Here is a 17,814-nt window from a genome sequence, read left to right as displayed (position 1 = left end):
TTACAATGGAATGTTTGAATGTTTTTTAGCAGGATTACATTGCTTCTTAGTTTCTAAAGTTTGGAAAGCACGAATCACCCTAAAACGTGTATTTCGAGGTTCGATCACATCATCAATATAGCCGTATGAAGCAGCATTGTATGGATTAGCAAATTTCTCGTTATACTCAATTTCTTGCTCATTGATAAATGTCTTTTTATCATCATCGCTAAGCTTCATCATTTTTCTACCATGTAGAACCTCTATGGCACCTTTAGCTCCCATTACAGCAATTTCAGCTGAAGGCCAAGCATAGTTAAGATCACCACGAAGTTGTTTACAAGACATAACGTCATGCGCACCACCATATGATTTACGTAGCGTAATTGTTACTTTAGGCACTGTAGCTTCACCATAAGCAAACATTAATTTTGCACCATGGGCAATAATACCACCAAACTCTTGACTTGACCCTGGAAGGAATCCTGGAACGTCAACTAAAGTAAGAATAGGAATGTTAAAACAATCACAGAAACGAATAAAACGAGCAGCTTTTCTTGAAGATTCAATATCAAGAACACCTGCAAGGAAATTAGGTTGATTGGCAACAATACCAATTGGCCTACCTCCCATTCTTGAGAAACCTACTAAAATATTCTTTGCATAGTGACGGTGAACCTCAAGAAAGTCAGCATCATCAACCATAGAATAAATAACATCCTTCATGTCATAAGGCATATTAGGATTTTCAGGAATAATCTCATTCAATACTTCTTCCATTCTATGAATTGGATCAGTACAATCAGCCAATGGTGGCTCTTCAAGATTATTAGACGGCATAAAAGATAATAACTTACGAATAATCATGATACCCTCTTCTTCGTCTTCCAACTTGAAGTGAGAAACACCTGATTTTGAAGAATGCATATCAGCACCTCCTAATTCTTCGGTAGAAATATCTTCACCAGTTACCGTTTTCACTACTTTAGGACCAGTAACAAACATGTATGACTTTTCTTCAGTCATCATGATAAAGTCAGTTAATGCTGGAGAATAAACAGCTCCTCCAGCACAAGGACCAAAAATTGCAGAAATTTGAGGAATAACGCCAGACGCCATGATGTTTCTTTGGAAGATATCAGCATAACCAGCAAGAGCAGTAACGCCCTCCTGAATACGAGCTCCCCCCGAATCATTCAAACCAATACAAGGTGCACCAATTTTCATTGCCATATCCATCACTTTGCAAATTTTTTGTGCAAAAGTTTCAGATAATGAACCACCAAATACTGTAAAGTCCTGAGAAAATACGAAAATTAAACGCCCATCAACAGTTCCTTGACCTGTAACAACTCCATCGCCTAAGAATTTAGTCTTCTCCATACCAAAATTGGTACAACGATGCGTTACAAACATATCAAATTCCTCGAAGCTACCTTCATCCAATAGCATGTCGATTCTTTCACGAGCTGTATATTTGCCTTTCTTATGCTGAGATGCGATACGTTTCTCACCTCCACCAAGTTTTGCTTCAGCTCTTAAGTCAATTAACTTCTTAATTTTATCCTGACTAGCCATAACGTCTTTTGTTATAATTTGTTATAATTGATTACTTATTCTTTACCACAAATTTCTGTCAAAACTCTTTGAGTTGACTTAGGGTGCAAGAAACCAATAGTTAAACCTTCAGCTCCACCACGAGGTGTTTTGTCGATTAATTGACATCCAGCTTCTGCAGCATCATTCAACGCTTCTTGAACGTTATCTACAGCAAATGCCATATGATGCATTCCTCCACCAGTTTTCGCTACGAATTTACCAATTGGACCTTCAGGGTCAGTAGACTCAAGCAATTCAATTTTTGCGTCACCCACTTTAAAAAACGCAGTTTTTACTTTTTGTTCAACTACTTCTTCAATAGCATAACATTTTAAACCTAAAACTTTTTCATAAAAAGGAATTGCTTCATCTAAACTTTTTACTGCTATTCCAATATGCTCAATGTGTGTTGGTTTCATAATAAAATTATATTTTTAATTGATTAAATTAGTCACAAAAATATTGAAAGGAAGTACGATAATCAACGTTTTAATAGATTATTATAATTGTTTTTCAACATGTTCAATATGGTAAAAACAAACTACACATCCACCTCTGACACATCGTTTTTTACCCAAATGTATAGAGCACTAATCTAATACTTTTTTCTCCTCCAAAAACATTTACTTAAATTTTAATTTTCAGTAAATACAAATGAATTCGATTTTCATCTTTTCCAGAGAAAAAACTTAATAACCTCTCAAGTATAGGAAAAACTATTTTAAAACAATAGATATCACAAAGCCTTATCTTTCCCCACAAAATTCAAGATTAAATTCAATTGTTTAACTATTTCTTCAGCAATTTACGACCTTATTGATACAAATAAGACATTCAAATTCTATCCTAATTGAAAAAAACATCAATCTAGAGAACCAACTTCATCAATACATAACACAGATTGGATTGTTAAACGTAAAGTATGAAAATATTGAATTTACACAATGTCCACTCAACAAAATCAAACACTTTAACTATATTTGCAGCGAAATCTGCTTTCAACCAATTTTTATAAAAAATTTAAGATGATACTATTCTTTAAAAAAGGTAAAGTTCATTACGGAGTACACTGTTCTCTCGAATTAAATGCAATTGACACAGCTAAATTATCTTGGCTATTTAGCGATGCTGAAGTTCTGACTAACAATACTGTAAATGGCAAGTTTGTAGGACCTCGCAGAGAGATGATTACTCCTTGGAGTACCAATGCTGTTGAGATTACGCAAAACATGGGATTAAATGGAATTATCCGTATTGAGGAATTCACTCAAGTTGAGACTGAAACCCCTCAGTTCGACCCCATGTTACAAAACTTCTACAAAAACCTCGATCAAACTATTTTCACAATTGAAAAACAAGCTGATCCTGTTGTTTATATCAAAGACATTAGAACTTACAACAAACAAGAAGGTTTAGCACTTAGCGAAGAAGAAGTAATCTACCTAGAAAGTGTTGAAAAGAAGATTGAACGAAAACTTACTGATTCAGAAGTATTCGGTTTTTCTCAAGTTAACTCGGAACATTGCCGTCACAAAATATTCAACGGGACCTTTATTATTGATGGAGAAGAAAAAGAGTCTTCTCTATTCCAATTAATCAAAGAAACCTCTAAAAAGAATCACAATAGAATTGTATCGGCTTATAAAGATAACTGTGCTTTCCTTGGAGGACCTAGAGTTGAGCAATTCGCTCCAGCTACTCACGACAAAGCAGATTTCTTCTATACGAAAGATATTGACACTGTCATTTCATTAAAGGCAGAAACGCACAATTTTCCAACTACAGTAGAACCTTTTAATGGTGCTGCTACGGGAACAGGTGGTGAAATTAGAGATCGTATTGCTGGAGGAAAAGCTTCTTTACCAATGGCAGGAACTGCTGTTTATATGACGGCTTACCCAAGACTTGAAGCATCAAGAAAATGGGAAAATGCTACCGATCCTCGTAAATGGCTATACCAAACTCCTGAAGAAATTCTTATAAAAGCCTCAAATGGTGCAAGTGACTTTGGAAACAAATTCGGTCAGCCATTAATCTGTGGTTCAGTAATGACTTTCGAGCATTTCGAAAATAATAAAAAATACGGTTACGATAAGGTCATCATGCAAGCTGGTGGTGTTGGCTATGGTCGACTAGAGCAAGCTCAAAAAGATGTTCCTAAAAAAGGTGATAAAGTTGTTCTTTTAGGTGGTGATAACTACCGAATTGGAATGGGTGGTTCTGCAGTATCATCTGTAGCAACTGGTGAATTTGCTAATTCAATTGAATTAAATGCCGTTCAGCGTTCCAATCCTGAAATGCAGAAACGTGTATGCAACGCTATACGTGCTATGGCTGAGTCTGATCACAACCCTATTGTTTCTATTCACGATCATGGTGCTGGTGGTCACTTAAACTGTCTATCGGAATTGGTTGAAGAAACTGGTGGAAAAATTGATCTTAATGCGCTTCCTGTTGGTGACCCTACCCTATCTGCTAAAGAAATTGTTGGTAACGAGTCTCAAGAAAGAATGGGATTAGTTATTGGAAAAGATGATGTTGATTTATTAACTCGTATTGCTGATCGTGAACGAGCTCCTATATATACTATTGGTGAAACAACTGGCGACATGCGTTTCACATTCGAAGATAAAAAAACAGGTGAGAATCCTATCGATCTTGGTCTTTCTGAAATGTTTGGTAAGCCACCAAAAACTGTAATGAATGACGTAACAGTCGTTGAAACATTCGAAGAAGTTGCTTACGAAGCTGATAAATTAGAAGATTATCTTGAACAAGTTCTTCAATTGGAATCTGTTGCTTGTAAAGATTGGTTAACTAACAAAGTAGACCGTTCTGTTACTGGTAAAATTGCAATGCAGCAATGCGCTGGTCCTCTTCAATTGCCTCTAAACAATTTAGGAGCTGTTGCTCTTGACTTCCAAGGTGAAAAAGGTATTGCGACTTCTATTGGACACGCTCCTGTTTCAGCTCTTGTCGATTCGGCTAACGGTTCTCGCTTATCTATTGCAGAATCGTTAACCAACTTAGTTTGGGCTCCAATTGAGCATGGTATTAAAGGCGTTTCTCTTTCAGCTAACTGGATGTGGCCTTGCAAAAATAAAGGTGAAGATGCTCGTCTTTACAAAGCTGTTGAGTCGATTAGTGAATTCGCAATTGAGCTTGGCTTAAACATTCCAACAGGTAAAGACTCCTTATCTATGACCCAAAAATATGGTCAGGATGATGTGGTATATGCTCCAGGAACTGTAATTATTTCTACTGTTGGTGAAATCGTAGACATCAATCGCATGGTTAGCCCAGTGATGAAAAATGTTGCAAACTCTCACTTAATACATATTGACTTTTCAAAAGATGCCTTCCAATTAGGAGGTAGTAGTTTTGCACAAATCGTCAACAAATTAGGAAAAACTACTCCTAATGTAAACGACGCTAAATATTTTGCTAAAACTTTTGAAACGCTTCAACAACTCATTCTAGATAGAAAGATTCTTGCTGGTCACGACATTTCTGCAGGTGGTATGGTTACTGCATTACTTGAAATGTGTTTTGCTGACAACAAGCTTGGTGCTTCAATCAATCTTGATGAGATTAAAGAAGATGACTTAATCAAAATTCTATTTAGTGAAAACCCTAGTGTTATTATCCAGGTAGAAGATCTTGATTCTGTATGCAAAACGCTTACTGAGGCTGGTATTATATTCCATAAAATTGGAACACCTGCTGAAGCTGGCAAATTGACAATTACTAAGGCTGATAAAAACTTAGCACTTGATATTGCTTCTTTACGTGATCTTTGGTACAAAACATCATACCTACTAGATCGTAACCAATCAGGACATGATAAAGCTTTAGAACGTTACCAATCATATAAAAAGAATAAGCTTAGCTATAAATTTCCAGAAAATTTCACTGGTAAATTTGCTCAATATGGCATTGATCCTAAACGTAAAACCAAATCTGGTATAAAAGCAGCTATCATCCGTGAAAAAGGTGTTAATGGCGATAGAGAAATGGCTTGGATGATGCATTTAGCAGGTATGGATGTTAAAGATATTCATATGACTGACTTAATTTCAGGTCGTTCAGATTTCTCTGATGTCAACATGATTGTTTTTGTTGGAGGTTTCTCTAATTCAGACGTATTAGGTTCGGCAAAAGGTTGGGCTGGCGCATTCTTATATAATGATAAAGCGAAAAAAGCTCTTGATGATTTTTATAAACGTGAAGATACTCTAAGTCTTGGTGTTTGTAATGGTTGTCAGCTAATCTCTGAATTAGGCTTAATTTACCCTGATCACGACAAGCATCCAAAACTTATTCATAATGAATCTCATAAATTCGAATCAGGTTTTGTAAATGTTGATATTCAAGCTAACGATTCAGTTATGCTTTCAACTCTTGCTGATAGCCGTCTTGGTATTTGGATTGCTCACGGTGAAGGTAAATTTGAATTACCTTACGGTGAAGACAAATATCAAATTCCAATGAAGTACAGCTTTAAAGATTACCCTGCAAATCCTAATGGATCTCCATTCGAAACTGCAGCAATCTGTTCTAAAGATGGTCGTCATTTAGCGATGATGCCACACCTTGAGCGTGCAACATACCCTTGGAACTGGGCTTACTATGATGAAAGTAGAAACGAAGACGAATTAAGTCCTTGGATTGAAGCTTTTGTTAATGCCAGAAAATGGATTGCAAAACATAAATAATTAAATATCCATATATTTAGAAGCCTCCTTTCCTATCAGAAAGAGGGCTTTTTCATCTACTATAAAAATTTAAACATTTGTATTTCGAAACTTACACAGGGAAACTTCTTATGAAATAATTTACAAAATAACGAGTTCTATAAAAGACCTAAAAGCAATGAGCTTTTAGGTCTTTTTAGTTTAATAACGTAGAACCTAAATTCTATTAATAACCTACAGCTAAATTATTATTTGGATCAAAACATGATATCGAGTTACGCCATGAACCATATCACATAAAAAAAACATTTTCCATCGCCTATATAGGCCTAAAAATAATTAAGCAAAAGACAATATCGAAGAACTTCTGTCAAATTATAACCACTCGTTCATTAGTTTTCAATAAAACTAACTATTGACATCCAAAAAAATAATGCTTAACTTACTGATAAAAATAGGTTTAAGCATTATTAATCTTAGACCTGTTTTTATTCTACTGCTCCTGGTGTTCTTCACAAATATAACACAAGTTGTATTTCACTATACAAAACACCCACTCTCTAACTAATATTCAAATTTATTTATTAACACCTAAATACATACAAATGGAATACATAGGAAATTTACTAGAACCCTTAATGGGAAAAGTTGGCACACTATTACCTGGCGTATTGGGCGCATTAGTTACGCTCATCATTGGTTGGCTAATTGCTCTACTTATTAAACGAGCAATTTATTCAATTCTACACAAAATGAAGTTAGATGAGAAAATAAATAAAGAAGGGAAAAACAAGTTAAAACTAGAGCGTGGACTAAGCAAACTTGTCTACTATTTAGTTATGCTTTATGTGGTTCTCCTAGTTCTCAACATTATGGGAATTAAAGAAGCTCTTGCTCCTTTAAACATGATGCTTAACGATTTTCTTAGTTTTGTTCCCAACCTAATTGGAGCTATTATTATTGCCTTTGCAGGTTATGTTATTGCCCGAATTGTATCTGAACTTATTGGCCTAGTGGCAAGTCCAATCGAAAAAGCAACACTTAAATTGGGCTTTACCAAAGATATAGATTTGGTCAACATCATCAAGCAAATTCTTTTCCTCTTTATTTTTATCCCCATCCTAATTGTGGCTTTGGATGCTCTTAAAATGGAAGTCATTTCGGCACCTGCTACAGAAATGCTTCAAACCTTCTTACTAGCAATTCCAAAAATTATTGGTGGAATAATTATTTTAGCTGTATTCTATATTGTTGCAAAATTTATTGTACCTGTACTACAAAGTCTTTTGGCTAATTTAGGATTTGATAAACTTTCTGAAAAAATGGGTCTCAACAAAATTATAGGTCAAGACAGCTCAATTTCTAAGATGATTGGTAACATTGTCTTCTTTTTTATCATGTTTGCGGGAATCATTTCCTCTTTAGAAATAATGGAGTTTACCTCATTAGTTGATATTCTAAGTAGACTTATGACACTAATGGGACAAATTTTCTTTGGTTTGATTATCCTTGCTATAGGTAATTTCATAGCCAAACTAGTTTACAAAGCTCTTTCCGGATCGGAAGGAACAAAAGGAATTGCTGGAATAGCTCAGTTCGCAACTATCATGTTGTTTCTTGCTATTGGCTTACGTTCAATGGGAATTGCTAACGACATTATTAACCTTGCATTTGGATTAATTTTAGGAGCCATTGCGGTTGCGGTTGCTCTCTCCTTTGGTTTGGGTGGACGAGAAGCTGCCGGAAAACAAATGGAACACATTTTGAAAAAATTCCGAAAAGATGACTAAATAATGACAAACAGAAAGGGGTACGATATGACGTACCCCTTTACTCTATTTTAAGTGATACAATTAATATCCTATACCTGCAGCCATAATATTATTTGGATCGAAAGCATGACAAGGCGTTACACCGTGAACCATACCACATTTAGGACAATGTCCTTCAAATTCTTCCATTGTAAATGTCTCTTTACAACCATGACATTCAATTTCTAATGGCATTGGCATCAACTGCTCTGAAAACCCCATATCTCTAACCTTATCAACTACTTGTTGACCATTCTCGAAACTACCTGCGCATCCATCGTGCATAATATCTATATTTTAATGTTAGTTCGTAATTTTATATTACTAGATTGAAATGACAATCTAAAATCCAATATCTTCTTTCTGAATTATTTCTCCTTGACGTAGTCTATTTCTCATATTCTGAATAACAGCATCCATTCTTTCAAGATCTCCTAATAACTTTTGTTCCTCAACACTAGTTTCAATCACTTTATGAATGCCACCATTTTTAATCACAATACGCTTATCTCCCATCAATGCCAAAATTGGATCATGGGTTGCCATTAAAACAATTTTCTCTTCACCTATTAATAAATCCAAAGCTCGTTTTCTATCAATACCTGCATTCTCAATTTCATCGATTAAAACAATAGGTGATTTACTAAGAATAGCGGTATCAGCAATCATTAATGCTCTTGACTGTCCTCCACTTAAACTTGTGATAGGCGTTGTCAACTCAAACTTTTCACCCGCCAAGTCGTTTGCCTGAGCAAAAATTTTATTTATAACACTTTCAACATCTTCTACCAAACGAGACTGTGCATGCAATTCAATAAATTCATAAACCGATAAATCCATCACAAAATTCATATTCTGAGACAATTGAGCAACCAACTTATTCCCTGAATCTAAGCGCCATTTTGAATCACCAATTTCTCCATTAATGAGTACCGAACGTGAAGTTGGCGTATCACCTTTAGCAACCCATTCTATATCAGCTAATAATCGACTTTTACCAGAACCTGTAGCCCCTACAATACAAACAATCTCACTCTTCTTTATTATTAACTCACCAAACTGTTCAGCTTCACCAGATTTATTTGTACCTGGCAATAATGTGATACTATTAACGCCATCATCCTCATCTTCGCCTAAAAATGCAAGCATCTGATCAATATAAATACACATTGAATCTAAAACTTGAGCCTTATCCATAGCTCTATTTTCTTGCTCTTCCTCGTCATCAAGAAAAGCCAAATAGTCAAAAAGGCTGATATCTAAATTTCCATTTAATTCCAATGTATGCTCTTCGAAGAAGCCTGGTAAAAAAGGATATTGCTCAAATAAATCGGTAAGCGTTTTGCTCTGTATATCGTTAATTGTAATCATGTTTCGAATCTGTGTTTTAGCTTAAATACATCTAACTTATAAATACTCAAAGTATTTTACTTGTCTTTTTTATCGCTCAAGTCAATTTTTCTAACATTACCCATTTGGAATGATTCTCCTATTCGAGTTTCACCCAAACAATATGAACAAAGAGCAGATGGCATTGAGAATCTCAATTTTTCACCAACAAGAGTCTTCACTTCAGCTTTATCATCATATAAAAGAGTACTTAACTCATAGGCACCTTGCCCTGTTAATCCATTTACGTGCATAATTGTAGCCCCTGGATTCACTGCATTTACTCTCGAAGCAAATACTTCACGCTCAGCTTGAGACACGATATCACCTTTTGTAATAATTACAATATCAGCTGTTTTAAGCATGGGGCCGATTTTTTTGGGAGTATTAATTCCACTCAAGTTATCGATAACACAAACAGCAGTAACAGATTTAATATATGGCGAACAACGGTTACATAAACCAGCACTTTCGGTTATTAAAAGATCTAAACCTTCCTTTAATCCCCATTGCGTTACTTCCTCAATATTACTTACGAAATAATGATCTGGACAAAGTGAACCCGAAAGCCCTTTCTTCACCTTAACTCCTGCTTTTTCATAAAGAATATCATCATCGGTATACAAACAATCGAATTTCACAACACCAACCTTTAATCCACGCTTTTTAACGGAATCAATGGTTTTTAAAATAACGGCTGTTTTTCCTGATGAAGGTGGTCCTGACACAGTAACTAGATTCATATCTTAAGTTTATATCTGTTAAATTTTGAGTTAATGCAAACTTATCGTTTACAAAATTGATTTCTAAAACTAATCAATTCTAAATTAAGATTGCGGTGTGAAACTTAAAGGACCCATATTTTTAAAGCTGTTATCCTTTATCGCTTTATTAAAGATTCCTTCACACTTAACAATTAATTCTCCAATATTGTTTGAGTTGATGTAATCCCAACCCAACCACATAAATTTATTCTTTTCAGGAAGTCTATTATCGACTTCAGGATTTATACTTGGAAACAAACCTTGATGTGATAGAATTTCACCTACCTTTTTTGAGGATAAAAAGTCAACTACATCTTGCGTCTTATCCAATTTATCTTGCTTAGTTAGCATGAAAATTGGACTAATAATAGCTCCATCTTCTGGCCAAACAGCAACCATGCTACCACCCTCTTTTATCATCTTTGTAAAGAAATAGGGCATAATTGTAATCGCTGGTCTGTTTTTCTTTTTATTGTGAGATTTCACCATTTGAGATGGGTGCATACTCTCCAACAAACATTCGCCTAAGCCTTTTACACCTTTTTCTCCATAGGTTTTGTGAATATGCAACAACATAGAGTTAAATAAGTCAAAATCACTTATTGGAAGACTAACGCTGTTCTTAAATTCAGGCTTTAATAAGTCAGCCCAAGTACGAGGGACTTCTCTTTCACCTAGCTCAACAGTATTCACCAAAAATACAGCTGGCACAACACCAATCATTGAATAGTGTCCTTGAGGATCTTTAAGACAAATATCTTCATTATCGAAATCCTTATTTAATCGGTCAAAACCTGTGCTATCAGCAAAAACACCACGTTTTTTAAATTTACCCATCAACTTATCGTCGAAAAATAAATCAAAACCTGCAGATATAAAAATATCAGCTAATTTATCAGGATTATCTTCATTAATAACATCATCCATTAACCAATCAAGTCCCATAGAAGCAGCCTTTAAATCATAAACGATCTCTCTATCATTCGTTTTTTTATAATCTTCAATAAAAGCATCAATACCTTCAACCAATGGCACTCGAACCGGACAAGGCAATAAACCTTGAATATGAACAGCATCCTCATCAGTACTAGTTGGTTTCTGATTCAAATCCCCATCAACTTGATTCCTTGTTAAATCAATACCTTCAACCAATAAAGACACAAATGCATCAACATTTAGCTTTTTCATTTTTAAAGCCATCTCTAAAGTCAGAGATTTACCGAAAAGTTCTCTTTTCTTAGAATCTTCCAATTGCTTAAATCCATTTGAAACAAAAATTTTAATTGTTTCTGGGAAACGCGTGCAAATATCAAGTAAACTATCGGTTGTTTTAAAATATTGATTCTCCATATCTGTGAGCTTATATATATTAATTTTCTAAAACAAAAATAGAGCTAAGACAGGTTTTAAAACGTAACCAATGTTACAATCCTTCGTTTTTTCTGAAAAAATCAACAGAAATCGTCATTACGACATTCATCAATTTCATCACAAAACGATGACAAATAACAGCACACAATAGACGAACATCACGTTATCTTAGATTAAATGTCTGCTTTTTCGTATCTTTATACCAACAATTCACTTTGTTGATAGGTTTCATTTGTCAAAATAAATTCAACTGCTTGTGAGATCATTAGTAAAAATAGCGATTAGAATGCTGAGTATCACAATATTACTCGGTATCTATTCGCATGTTTACTCTCAAACAGATACCGTTGAATTCATAAATGAATCGACCAAAATATTATGCCCTCTTAACAACGGAAATATCTCTTCTTCACAAATATCATCTTTAGAGATTTCAGGTCCATCAGATAAAATATGGTTTGCTTCCTATTCTATAAATGGAGAACCTTCTCAAAATATGAATAATGGTTTAGGAATAAACATAGGTACTTTTGACTTCGAAATTAGCTTTATAAATGATACTGAAAGCCTTAAAGAATTTAATGTTCGCATTGAAAAAGCCTGGCTTGAAGACGGTACCCAACTTGAAATAAACGAAGATGAAAGAACTAGAGAGCTGACTGTTTACCCACTAACCAAACCTAGTATTGAAAACTTCGAAGATAAGATTAAGATAAACTCCGAAGTGGATTACACAGCCATAATTGGAATGAGCTCCCAATACAGTTTAGAACTACCAAACGATGCTACTCAAATTAATTACGAAACAGAAATTGTAGGTATAAACAAATACATCAACTTTAGAGTTAAATGGCAAGCAGCAGCTGGAATAACAACTTTCAAATCGATTGAAAAATCAGGCTTTGGTTGTAATAGTGACACTATTTACAGTAATATCGACCTAAAAAGTGCATTCAGCATTGATTTAGGTGAAGATCAGAATATTTGTTCTAGTGAAACTGCAACATTAAAACCGACAATAGATCTTAATTCAGAATACTCATACCTATGGAGCACTGGCGAAACAACAGAAACAATAGTTGTAAATAAATCTGGAGAATATGAACTAACTGTTACCGACCAAAGAGATAAGCAAGAAATAACTGAAAGTATATCAGTAACAATACACGATGCACCTGAAATAAACATTGATGATGTGATAATGATGAATGGGGCGCCAATTCAAATTAATATTGAAAAAGAAGGATGTACATATCTTTGGTCTACAGGAGAAACAACGAGTGAAATTGAGATTTCAAGCCCTGGTGATTATTCAGTAATGATCACATCTGAATATGGATGTAGTAATTCCAAATCATTTACAGTAAAAGATCAGTCTACCTTATTTACCCTTAATCTACCCAACATAGTACACATGTGTGCTCAAGAAACAATGACTTTGAGCCCTTATACGGATATTGATCAGACCTACACCTATTTGTGGAGCACAGGATCTACTGAGAGAATAATTGAGATTAATAGTGAGGGTGTTTATACACTAACCGCTACAGACCCCAATGGCTATTCACAAACTGCTAATTCTCAAATTTATTATCACTCAAAACCTATTGTAGACCTAGGAGACGATTTTATTTTGTGGGATGGAGAAAGTAAACAACTCGATGCTAAAAATACTGGAGCAAGCTACAAATGGAGTACACTTGAAACAAGCCAATTGATTACGGTCAATTCTGGCGGTGACCTTTGGGTTAATGTCATTGATGAATATGGCTGTGCAAATTCAGATACTGTTAACATTGACTACAGAGATGGAGAAAAATTTAGAATTGAATTGGGCGAAGACAGAAGTATTTGTCAAGGAGATTCAGTTCTAATTGTTCCACAAATATTAGGACATCCTTCTAACCCTTTAACTTACAATTGGATTGATGAGAATAATAATGAATCTGAAATATATTTGAAAACAGAAGGAAATTATATATTGGAGGTAACAGATAATTTGGGCAATATTGAAAGTGCCGAAATAAATATTACTGTGTTCCCAATACCTATTGTTAATCTTGGTGAAGACATTATAGATTTCCCAAATATTGAACTGGAGTTGAATGCCAATATTGATGAAGTAAGTTATAATTGGTCGACTGGTGAAATAAGCAAATCGATTAAAATAGAGAATACAGGTACGTATTGGATAAATGTGGTTAATGAAGCACAATGCTCTGCCAGCGACACCATCTATGTTAAATTCTTAAACGACTACCCTTTCGTTGGCTTACCAAAAGCATTTACACCTAATGGAGATACGCATAATGATCTCATATTTGTCATCGGTATCGATATTGGTAAAATAGATCTCAAAATTTACTCGAGAGAGGGCAAAAAAGTATTTGAAACAACAGATATAAACCAAGGTTGGGATGGTAAATACAATGGGCAAAAACAGGCAATGGACAATTATTACTACGACCTGGACATCACTTATACGAATGGTGTTACTAGAAAAAAGGCAGGTAAATTTGCCCTTATAAGATAAAAATACATATTCTAATTATACTTGATATTGAGTTCGGATTAACTACCATATCGGTTATTAGTTTCCGTAAGCGTATTCTTAAGATGGTGTAAAACACAACTCAAATATGTGTCATCCTAAAATAAGAAAGGCTGCCGGATTACTCCAACAGCCTTTATTTTATTCTTCAATTTGAACTACTCCACTATGTTCATTTCATCAATAAGATAACCTGCACCTGCAAATTTATCAACGATAAATAAGACATAACGGATATCTAATGATACGTTTCTACATATAGAAGGATCATACATCAAATCTGACATGACACCTTCCCAAGAACGGTCAAAATTCAATCCTAGAAGCTCACCATTTGCATTTAATACAGGAGAACCTGAATTACCACCCGTAGTATGATTTGTAGCAGCAAAACAAACATTCATCTGTCCAGCTTCACCATAACGACCATAATCTCTACTTGCATATAGATCTCTTAACTTTTGAGGAACATCATAATCGAAAATATTTGGATTATCCTTTTCGATGATACCCTCAAGCGTTGTATAATAGTCATAGGTTACAGCATTTCGAGCCTTATAACCAGCAACTTTACCATAATGAACACGGAAAGTCGAGTTAGCATCAGGATAAAATACTTTATCCGAATCCATAGCCATTAAACCAGCCATATAAGTACGTTGTAACATATCAGCCTTATTCTTTAATTCAGAGTACTTAGGGCTAATTCCCGTTTTGTACAAATCAAGAATACTCATTGCTAAAATGTAAGCAGGATCCTTTGCTATTTTATTTGCATTTGATGCCTTATAGTTAGCTAATAAACTTTCAAGTTTAACTTGATTTGCTAACACCGATTTAGCCATCGTTTTTTTTGCGTAAGCTTTAAAATCACCTTTGAATTTTTTAGCAATCACCTTCAACTCTTCAGGCTGAAATTTAGCTTCAACATTACCGAAGTACATACTCATCATTGCCCCTAGTAATTTCTGATCTGTAGCCTTATTATAGTTTTTATAAAAAGAAGTTGCTTTCTTTTGTAAAACTTTTACCTCTTTAGAAATTGCTTCTGTGTCTTTTTTATCCAAAGAAACTAGTTTTCTAAAGTTACCTGCAAATGTCACAACTTCAGATCCAGACAATCCAGCTTCAATAGCATAATCACGAGCTAAACTGTATGGCGTCATTTCTTCGTAAATATCTTTCATCTGAGAAACAATACCAGCATATTTTGCCTTCAACTTAGCATCTGAATTAGCCCATTTTTCAAATCGTGCTTCAAGTTCTTTTTTCTTAGCAATTGCATTCAAACGATTCAATCCTTTAATCTCACCTTGCCATCTTTTCCAAGAGTTAGCAACGCCAGCATATTTTGCAGAATACTGAATTCTCACCATTGGAGAAGCATCCATATCAGCACGCATTAAATCAAGTTTCTTAGTTCTCAACTTAATTTTATTAGGGTTATCAACCTGAGTCATCATCTCCAAGGCAGATGAAGTCAAATATTCCGTTGTTGTTCCTGGGTAACCAAATACCATTGTAAAATCACCTTCTTTAACACCTTTCAGTGAAATTTTAAATGATTTTTTAGGTTGCATTGGCACATTATCCTTAGAATAAGAAGCAGGCTTATTGTCTTTGTTAGCATAAATTCTAAACATAGAGAAGTCTCCTGTATGACGAGGCCACATCCAATTATCAGTATCGCCACCAAATTTTCCAATAGCTGAAGGAGGAGCACCCACTAAACGGATATCCTTGAAAATTTCATACACAGAAAGGAAATACTGATTACCAGCGAAATAAGCTTTTACACTAGCTCGGTAATCTGTGTTTTTCTCAGCTTCAGCTTCAATTTTCTTGATGTTTTCTTTAATGATTTTAGAACGATCAACTTCTTTTGTATCATCGTTAATTCCCTTTAGAACTTCAGCAGTTACATCGGCCATCCGAATAAAAAACGAAGCCGTAATACCTTCGTTTACTAATTCTTCACCTTTGTTCTTTGCCCAAAAACCATCTTTTAAATAGTCATGTTCCAATGTAGAGTGAGCCTGAATAGCTCCATATCCACAATGGTGGTTGGTTACAACAAGTCCTTGATCAGAAATTAATTCTCCAGTACAAAAATGATGAAAAGGTCTACCTTCTCGGCCTAGACCAATTACAGCATCTTTCAGGCAAGCCTGATTTACATCGTAAATATCCTCAGCAGTAAGCTTAAATCCAGCTTTCTGCATATCTTCAATATTGTACTTTTTAAGCAACATAGGAATCCACATTCCCTCATCTGCTTTAACTTGGTTCCCGACTAATAATAGAAGAACCGTCAGCAATAATGTCAATTTTCTTAACATAGTTTTATTTTATAATTATGAGTTATAAATTATGAATGAGGAATTAACTTCGCTACCTAAGCTTTAATTCCTTTGTTTTTCTTTATTGTATATAATTAATGACGAATTTTCAATTACGAATTACGAGATTTAATCCTCTTCTGAATACTTCTAGTTATAATTATTAATTATCAGTTATGAATGATGAATTAACTTCACTACCTAAGCTTTAATCCCTTTATTTAAAATTAATGACGAATTTTTAATTACGAATTACGTGATTTCATCGTCTTCTGTATACTTCAAATTATAATTATTAATTATCAGTTATGAATGATGAATTAACTTTACCATCTAAGCTTTAATTGCTTTATTATTCTTTGTTGTTAATATGATGCTTCTAATTATTTTCAATAATTCGGTTGCATCCGATTCTAAAGACTGATACTCCTCTGTTGTAATATAATCAGTCTCTTTAAGTAGTTCTAACCAATACAAGGTTTCATCAGCTTCTTTTTGAGCTATAGCAAGTTTATGAATAAAATCGGCTTTGCTTTCAGCATTTTGACTTTCTCGTACATTAGCACCAATCGAAGTCCCAGAACGCATAAGTTGCTTGCTTAATATGTACTCTTTCTTTTCACTTTTAAGATACTTATAAAGCATTACGACTCTAACTGCAAACCGAAACGACTTTTCTTTGATCAAATTTCCGCTCATAATTCATAAATCTTAACTCATAATTTAATAGGCAGTTTTAAAAATCAGATAATTCTTGATAAAGGCGTTGAATTGGTAAACCTACTACATTAAAATAAGAACCCTCAATCCCATCTATGCCAACAAAACCAATCCACTCCTGAATACCATAAGCTCCTGCTTTATCGAAAGGTTTATAATTATCGATATAATAATCAATTTCCTCTAAACTCAGTTTCTTAAAATGAACATGCGTGGTGGTTGAGAATGACACTTCTTTATTCTTAGATTTAAGACAAACACCCGAGATTACTTGATGAGAACGACCCGATAAAGTTTTCAACATATTTACGGCATCATCTCTATCTTTTGGCTTTCCTAAAACCATATCGTCAACACAAACAATGGTATCAGCTGTAATCACCAATTCCTTCTCATTCATATCGAGCACGAAAGCCTCAGCCTTTAGTTTCGCTAAATAAATAGGTATTTCTTCACCTTTTAAATGATCGGGATATACCTCCTCAACATCTTTGGTTTGGATTTTAAAATCAAGCCCCAACTCTTTCAACATCTGATGACGTCGTGGCGACTGAGAAGCCAATATCAATTGATAATCTTTAAGATTATTCAACATAA

General features: G+C 34.5%; 12 protein-coding genes. 3 read left to right on the top strand and 9 right to left on the bottom strand.

What is annotated here, in order from left to right; genetic code table 11:
* A complete protein-coding gene (locus tag EMN46_RS13875) occupies positions 1-1,557 on the bottom strand; it encodes an acyl-CoA carboxylase subunit beta (protein ID WP_154201421.1) in 1,557 nt (518 codons plus the stop codon).
* Between the two features lie 35 nt (positions 1,558-1,592).
* Positions 1,593-1,997: a methylmalonyl-CoA epimerase gene (mce, locus tag EMN46_RS13870; protein ID WP_154201420.1), complete on the bottom strand. Its 405-nt coding sequence runs from the start codon at positions 1,995-1,997 to the stop codon at positions 1,593-1,595.
* Positions 1,998-2,603: 606 nt separating this feature from the next.
* Between mce and purL the strand changes: the two genes are divergently transcribed.
* Positions 2,604-6,293: a phosphoribosylformylglycinamidine synthase gene (gene purL, locus EMN46_RS13865; protein WP_154201419.1), complete on the top strand. Its 3,690-nt coding sequence runs from the start codon at positions 2,604-2,606 to the stop codon at positions 6,291-6,293.
* A gap of 584 nt (positions 6,294-6,877) precedes the next feature.
* Positions 6,878-8,062: a mechanosensitive ion channel gene (locus tag EMN46_RS13860; RefSeq protein WP_154201418.1), complete on the top strand. Its 1,185-nt coding sequence runs from the start codon at positions 6,878-6,880 to the stop codon at positions 8,060-8,062.
* Between the two features lie 63 nt (positions 8,063-8,125).
* On the opposite strand, the gene EMN46_RS13855 is transcribed toward EMN46_RS13860, so the two are convergent.
* From EMN46_RS13855 to EMN46_RS13840, 4 genes are all read right to left on the bottom strand, one after another.
* Complete coding sequence (locus EMN46_RS13855; protein WP_154201417.1) at positions 8,126-8,368, bottom strand: hypothetical protein; 243 nt, start codon at positions 8,366-8,368, stop codon at positions 8,126-8,128.
* 57 nt (positions 8,369-8,425) lie between these two features.
* Positions 8,426-9,454: an ATP-binding cassette domain-containing protein gene (locus EMN46_RS13850; protein ID WP_154201416.1), complete on the bottom strand. Its 1,029-nt coding sequence runs from the start codon at positions 9,452-9,454 to the stop codon at positions 8,426-8,428.
* Between the two features lie 56 nt (positions 9,455-9,510).
* Positions 9,511-10,215, bottom strand: coding sequence for a GTP-binding protein (locus EMN46_RS13845; RefSeq protein WP_154201415.1), 705 nt, complete (start codon positions 10,213-10,215; stop codon positions 9,511-9,513).
* Positions 10,216-10,299: 84 nt separating this feature from the next.
* On the bottom strand, positions 10,300-11,586 hold the full coding sequence (locus tag EMN46_RS13840) for an ABC transporter substrate-binding protein (RefSeq protein ID WP_154201414.1): 1,287 nt from the start codon (positions 11,584-11,586) through the stop codon (positions 10,300-10,302).
* Positions 11,587-11,863: 277 nt separating this feature from the next.
* On the opposite strand from EMN46_RS13840, the gene EMN46_RS20465 reads away from it, so the two are divergent.
* A complete protein-coding gene (locus EMN46_RS20465) occupies positions 11,864-14,140 on the top strand; it encodes a T9SS type B sorting domain-containing protein (RefSeq protein ID WP_154201413.1) in 2,277 nt (758 codons plus the stop codon).
* 176 nt (positions 14,141-14,316) lie between these two features.
* Here EMN46_RS20465 and EMN46_RS13830 read toward each other — a convergent pair whose 3' ends face one another.
* From EMN46_RS13830 to EMN46_RS13820, 3 genes are all read right to left on the bottom strand, one after another.
* Positions 14,317-16,497, bottom strand: coding sequence for a S46 family peptidase (locus EMN46_RS13830; RefSeq protein WP_154201412.1), 2,181 nt, complete (start codon positions 16,495-16,497; stop codon positions 14,317-14,319).
* Between the two features lie 333 nt (positions 16,498-16,830).
* The gene (locus tag EMN46_RS13825; protein WP_154201411.1) at positions 16,831-17,196 is read right to left on the bottom strand and encodes a four helix bundle protein; all 366 of its coding nucleotides are present in this window, start codon (positions 17,194-17,196) and stop codon (positions 16,831-16,833) included.
* Between the two features lie 37 nt (positions 17,197-17,233).
* On the bottom strand, positions 17,234-17,812 hold the full coding sequence (locus EMN46_RS13820; protein WP_154201410.1) for a Maf-like protein: 579 nt from the start codon (positions 17,810-17,812) through the stop codon (positions 17,234-17,236).
* Positions 17,813-17,814 lie beyond the last annotated feature (2 nt).

The sequence above is a fragment of the Ancylomarina sp. 16SWW S1-10-2 genome (assembly GCF_009669305.1).
Classification (GTDB): Bacteria; Bacteroidota; Bacteroidia; order Bacteroidales; family Marinifilaceae; genus Ancylomarina.
Note: the sequence above shows the minus strand (reverse complement) of the source record. Positions and strands in the feature narration are given on the sequence as shown.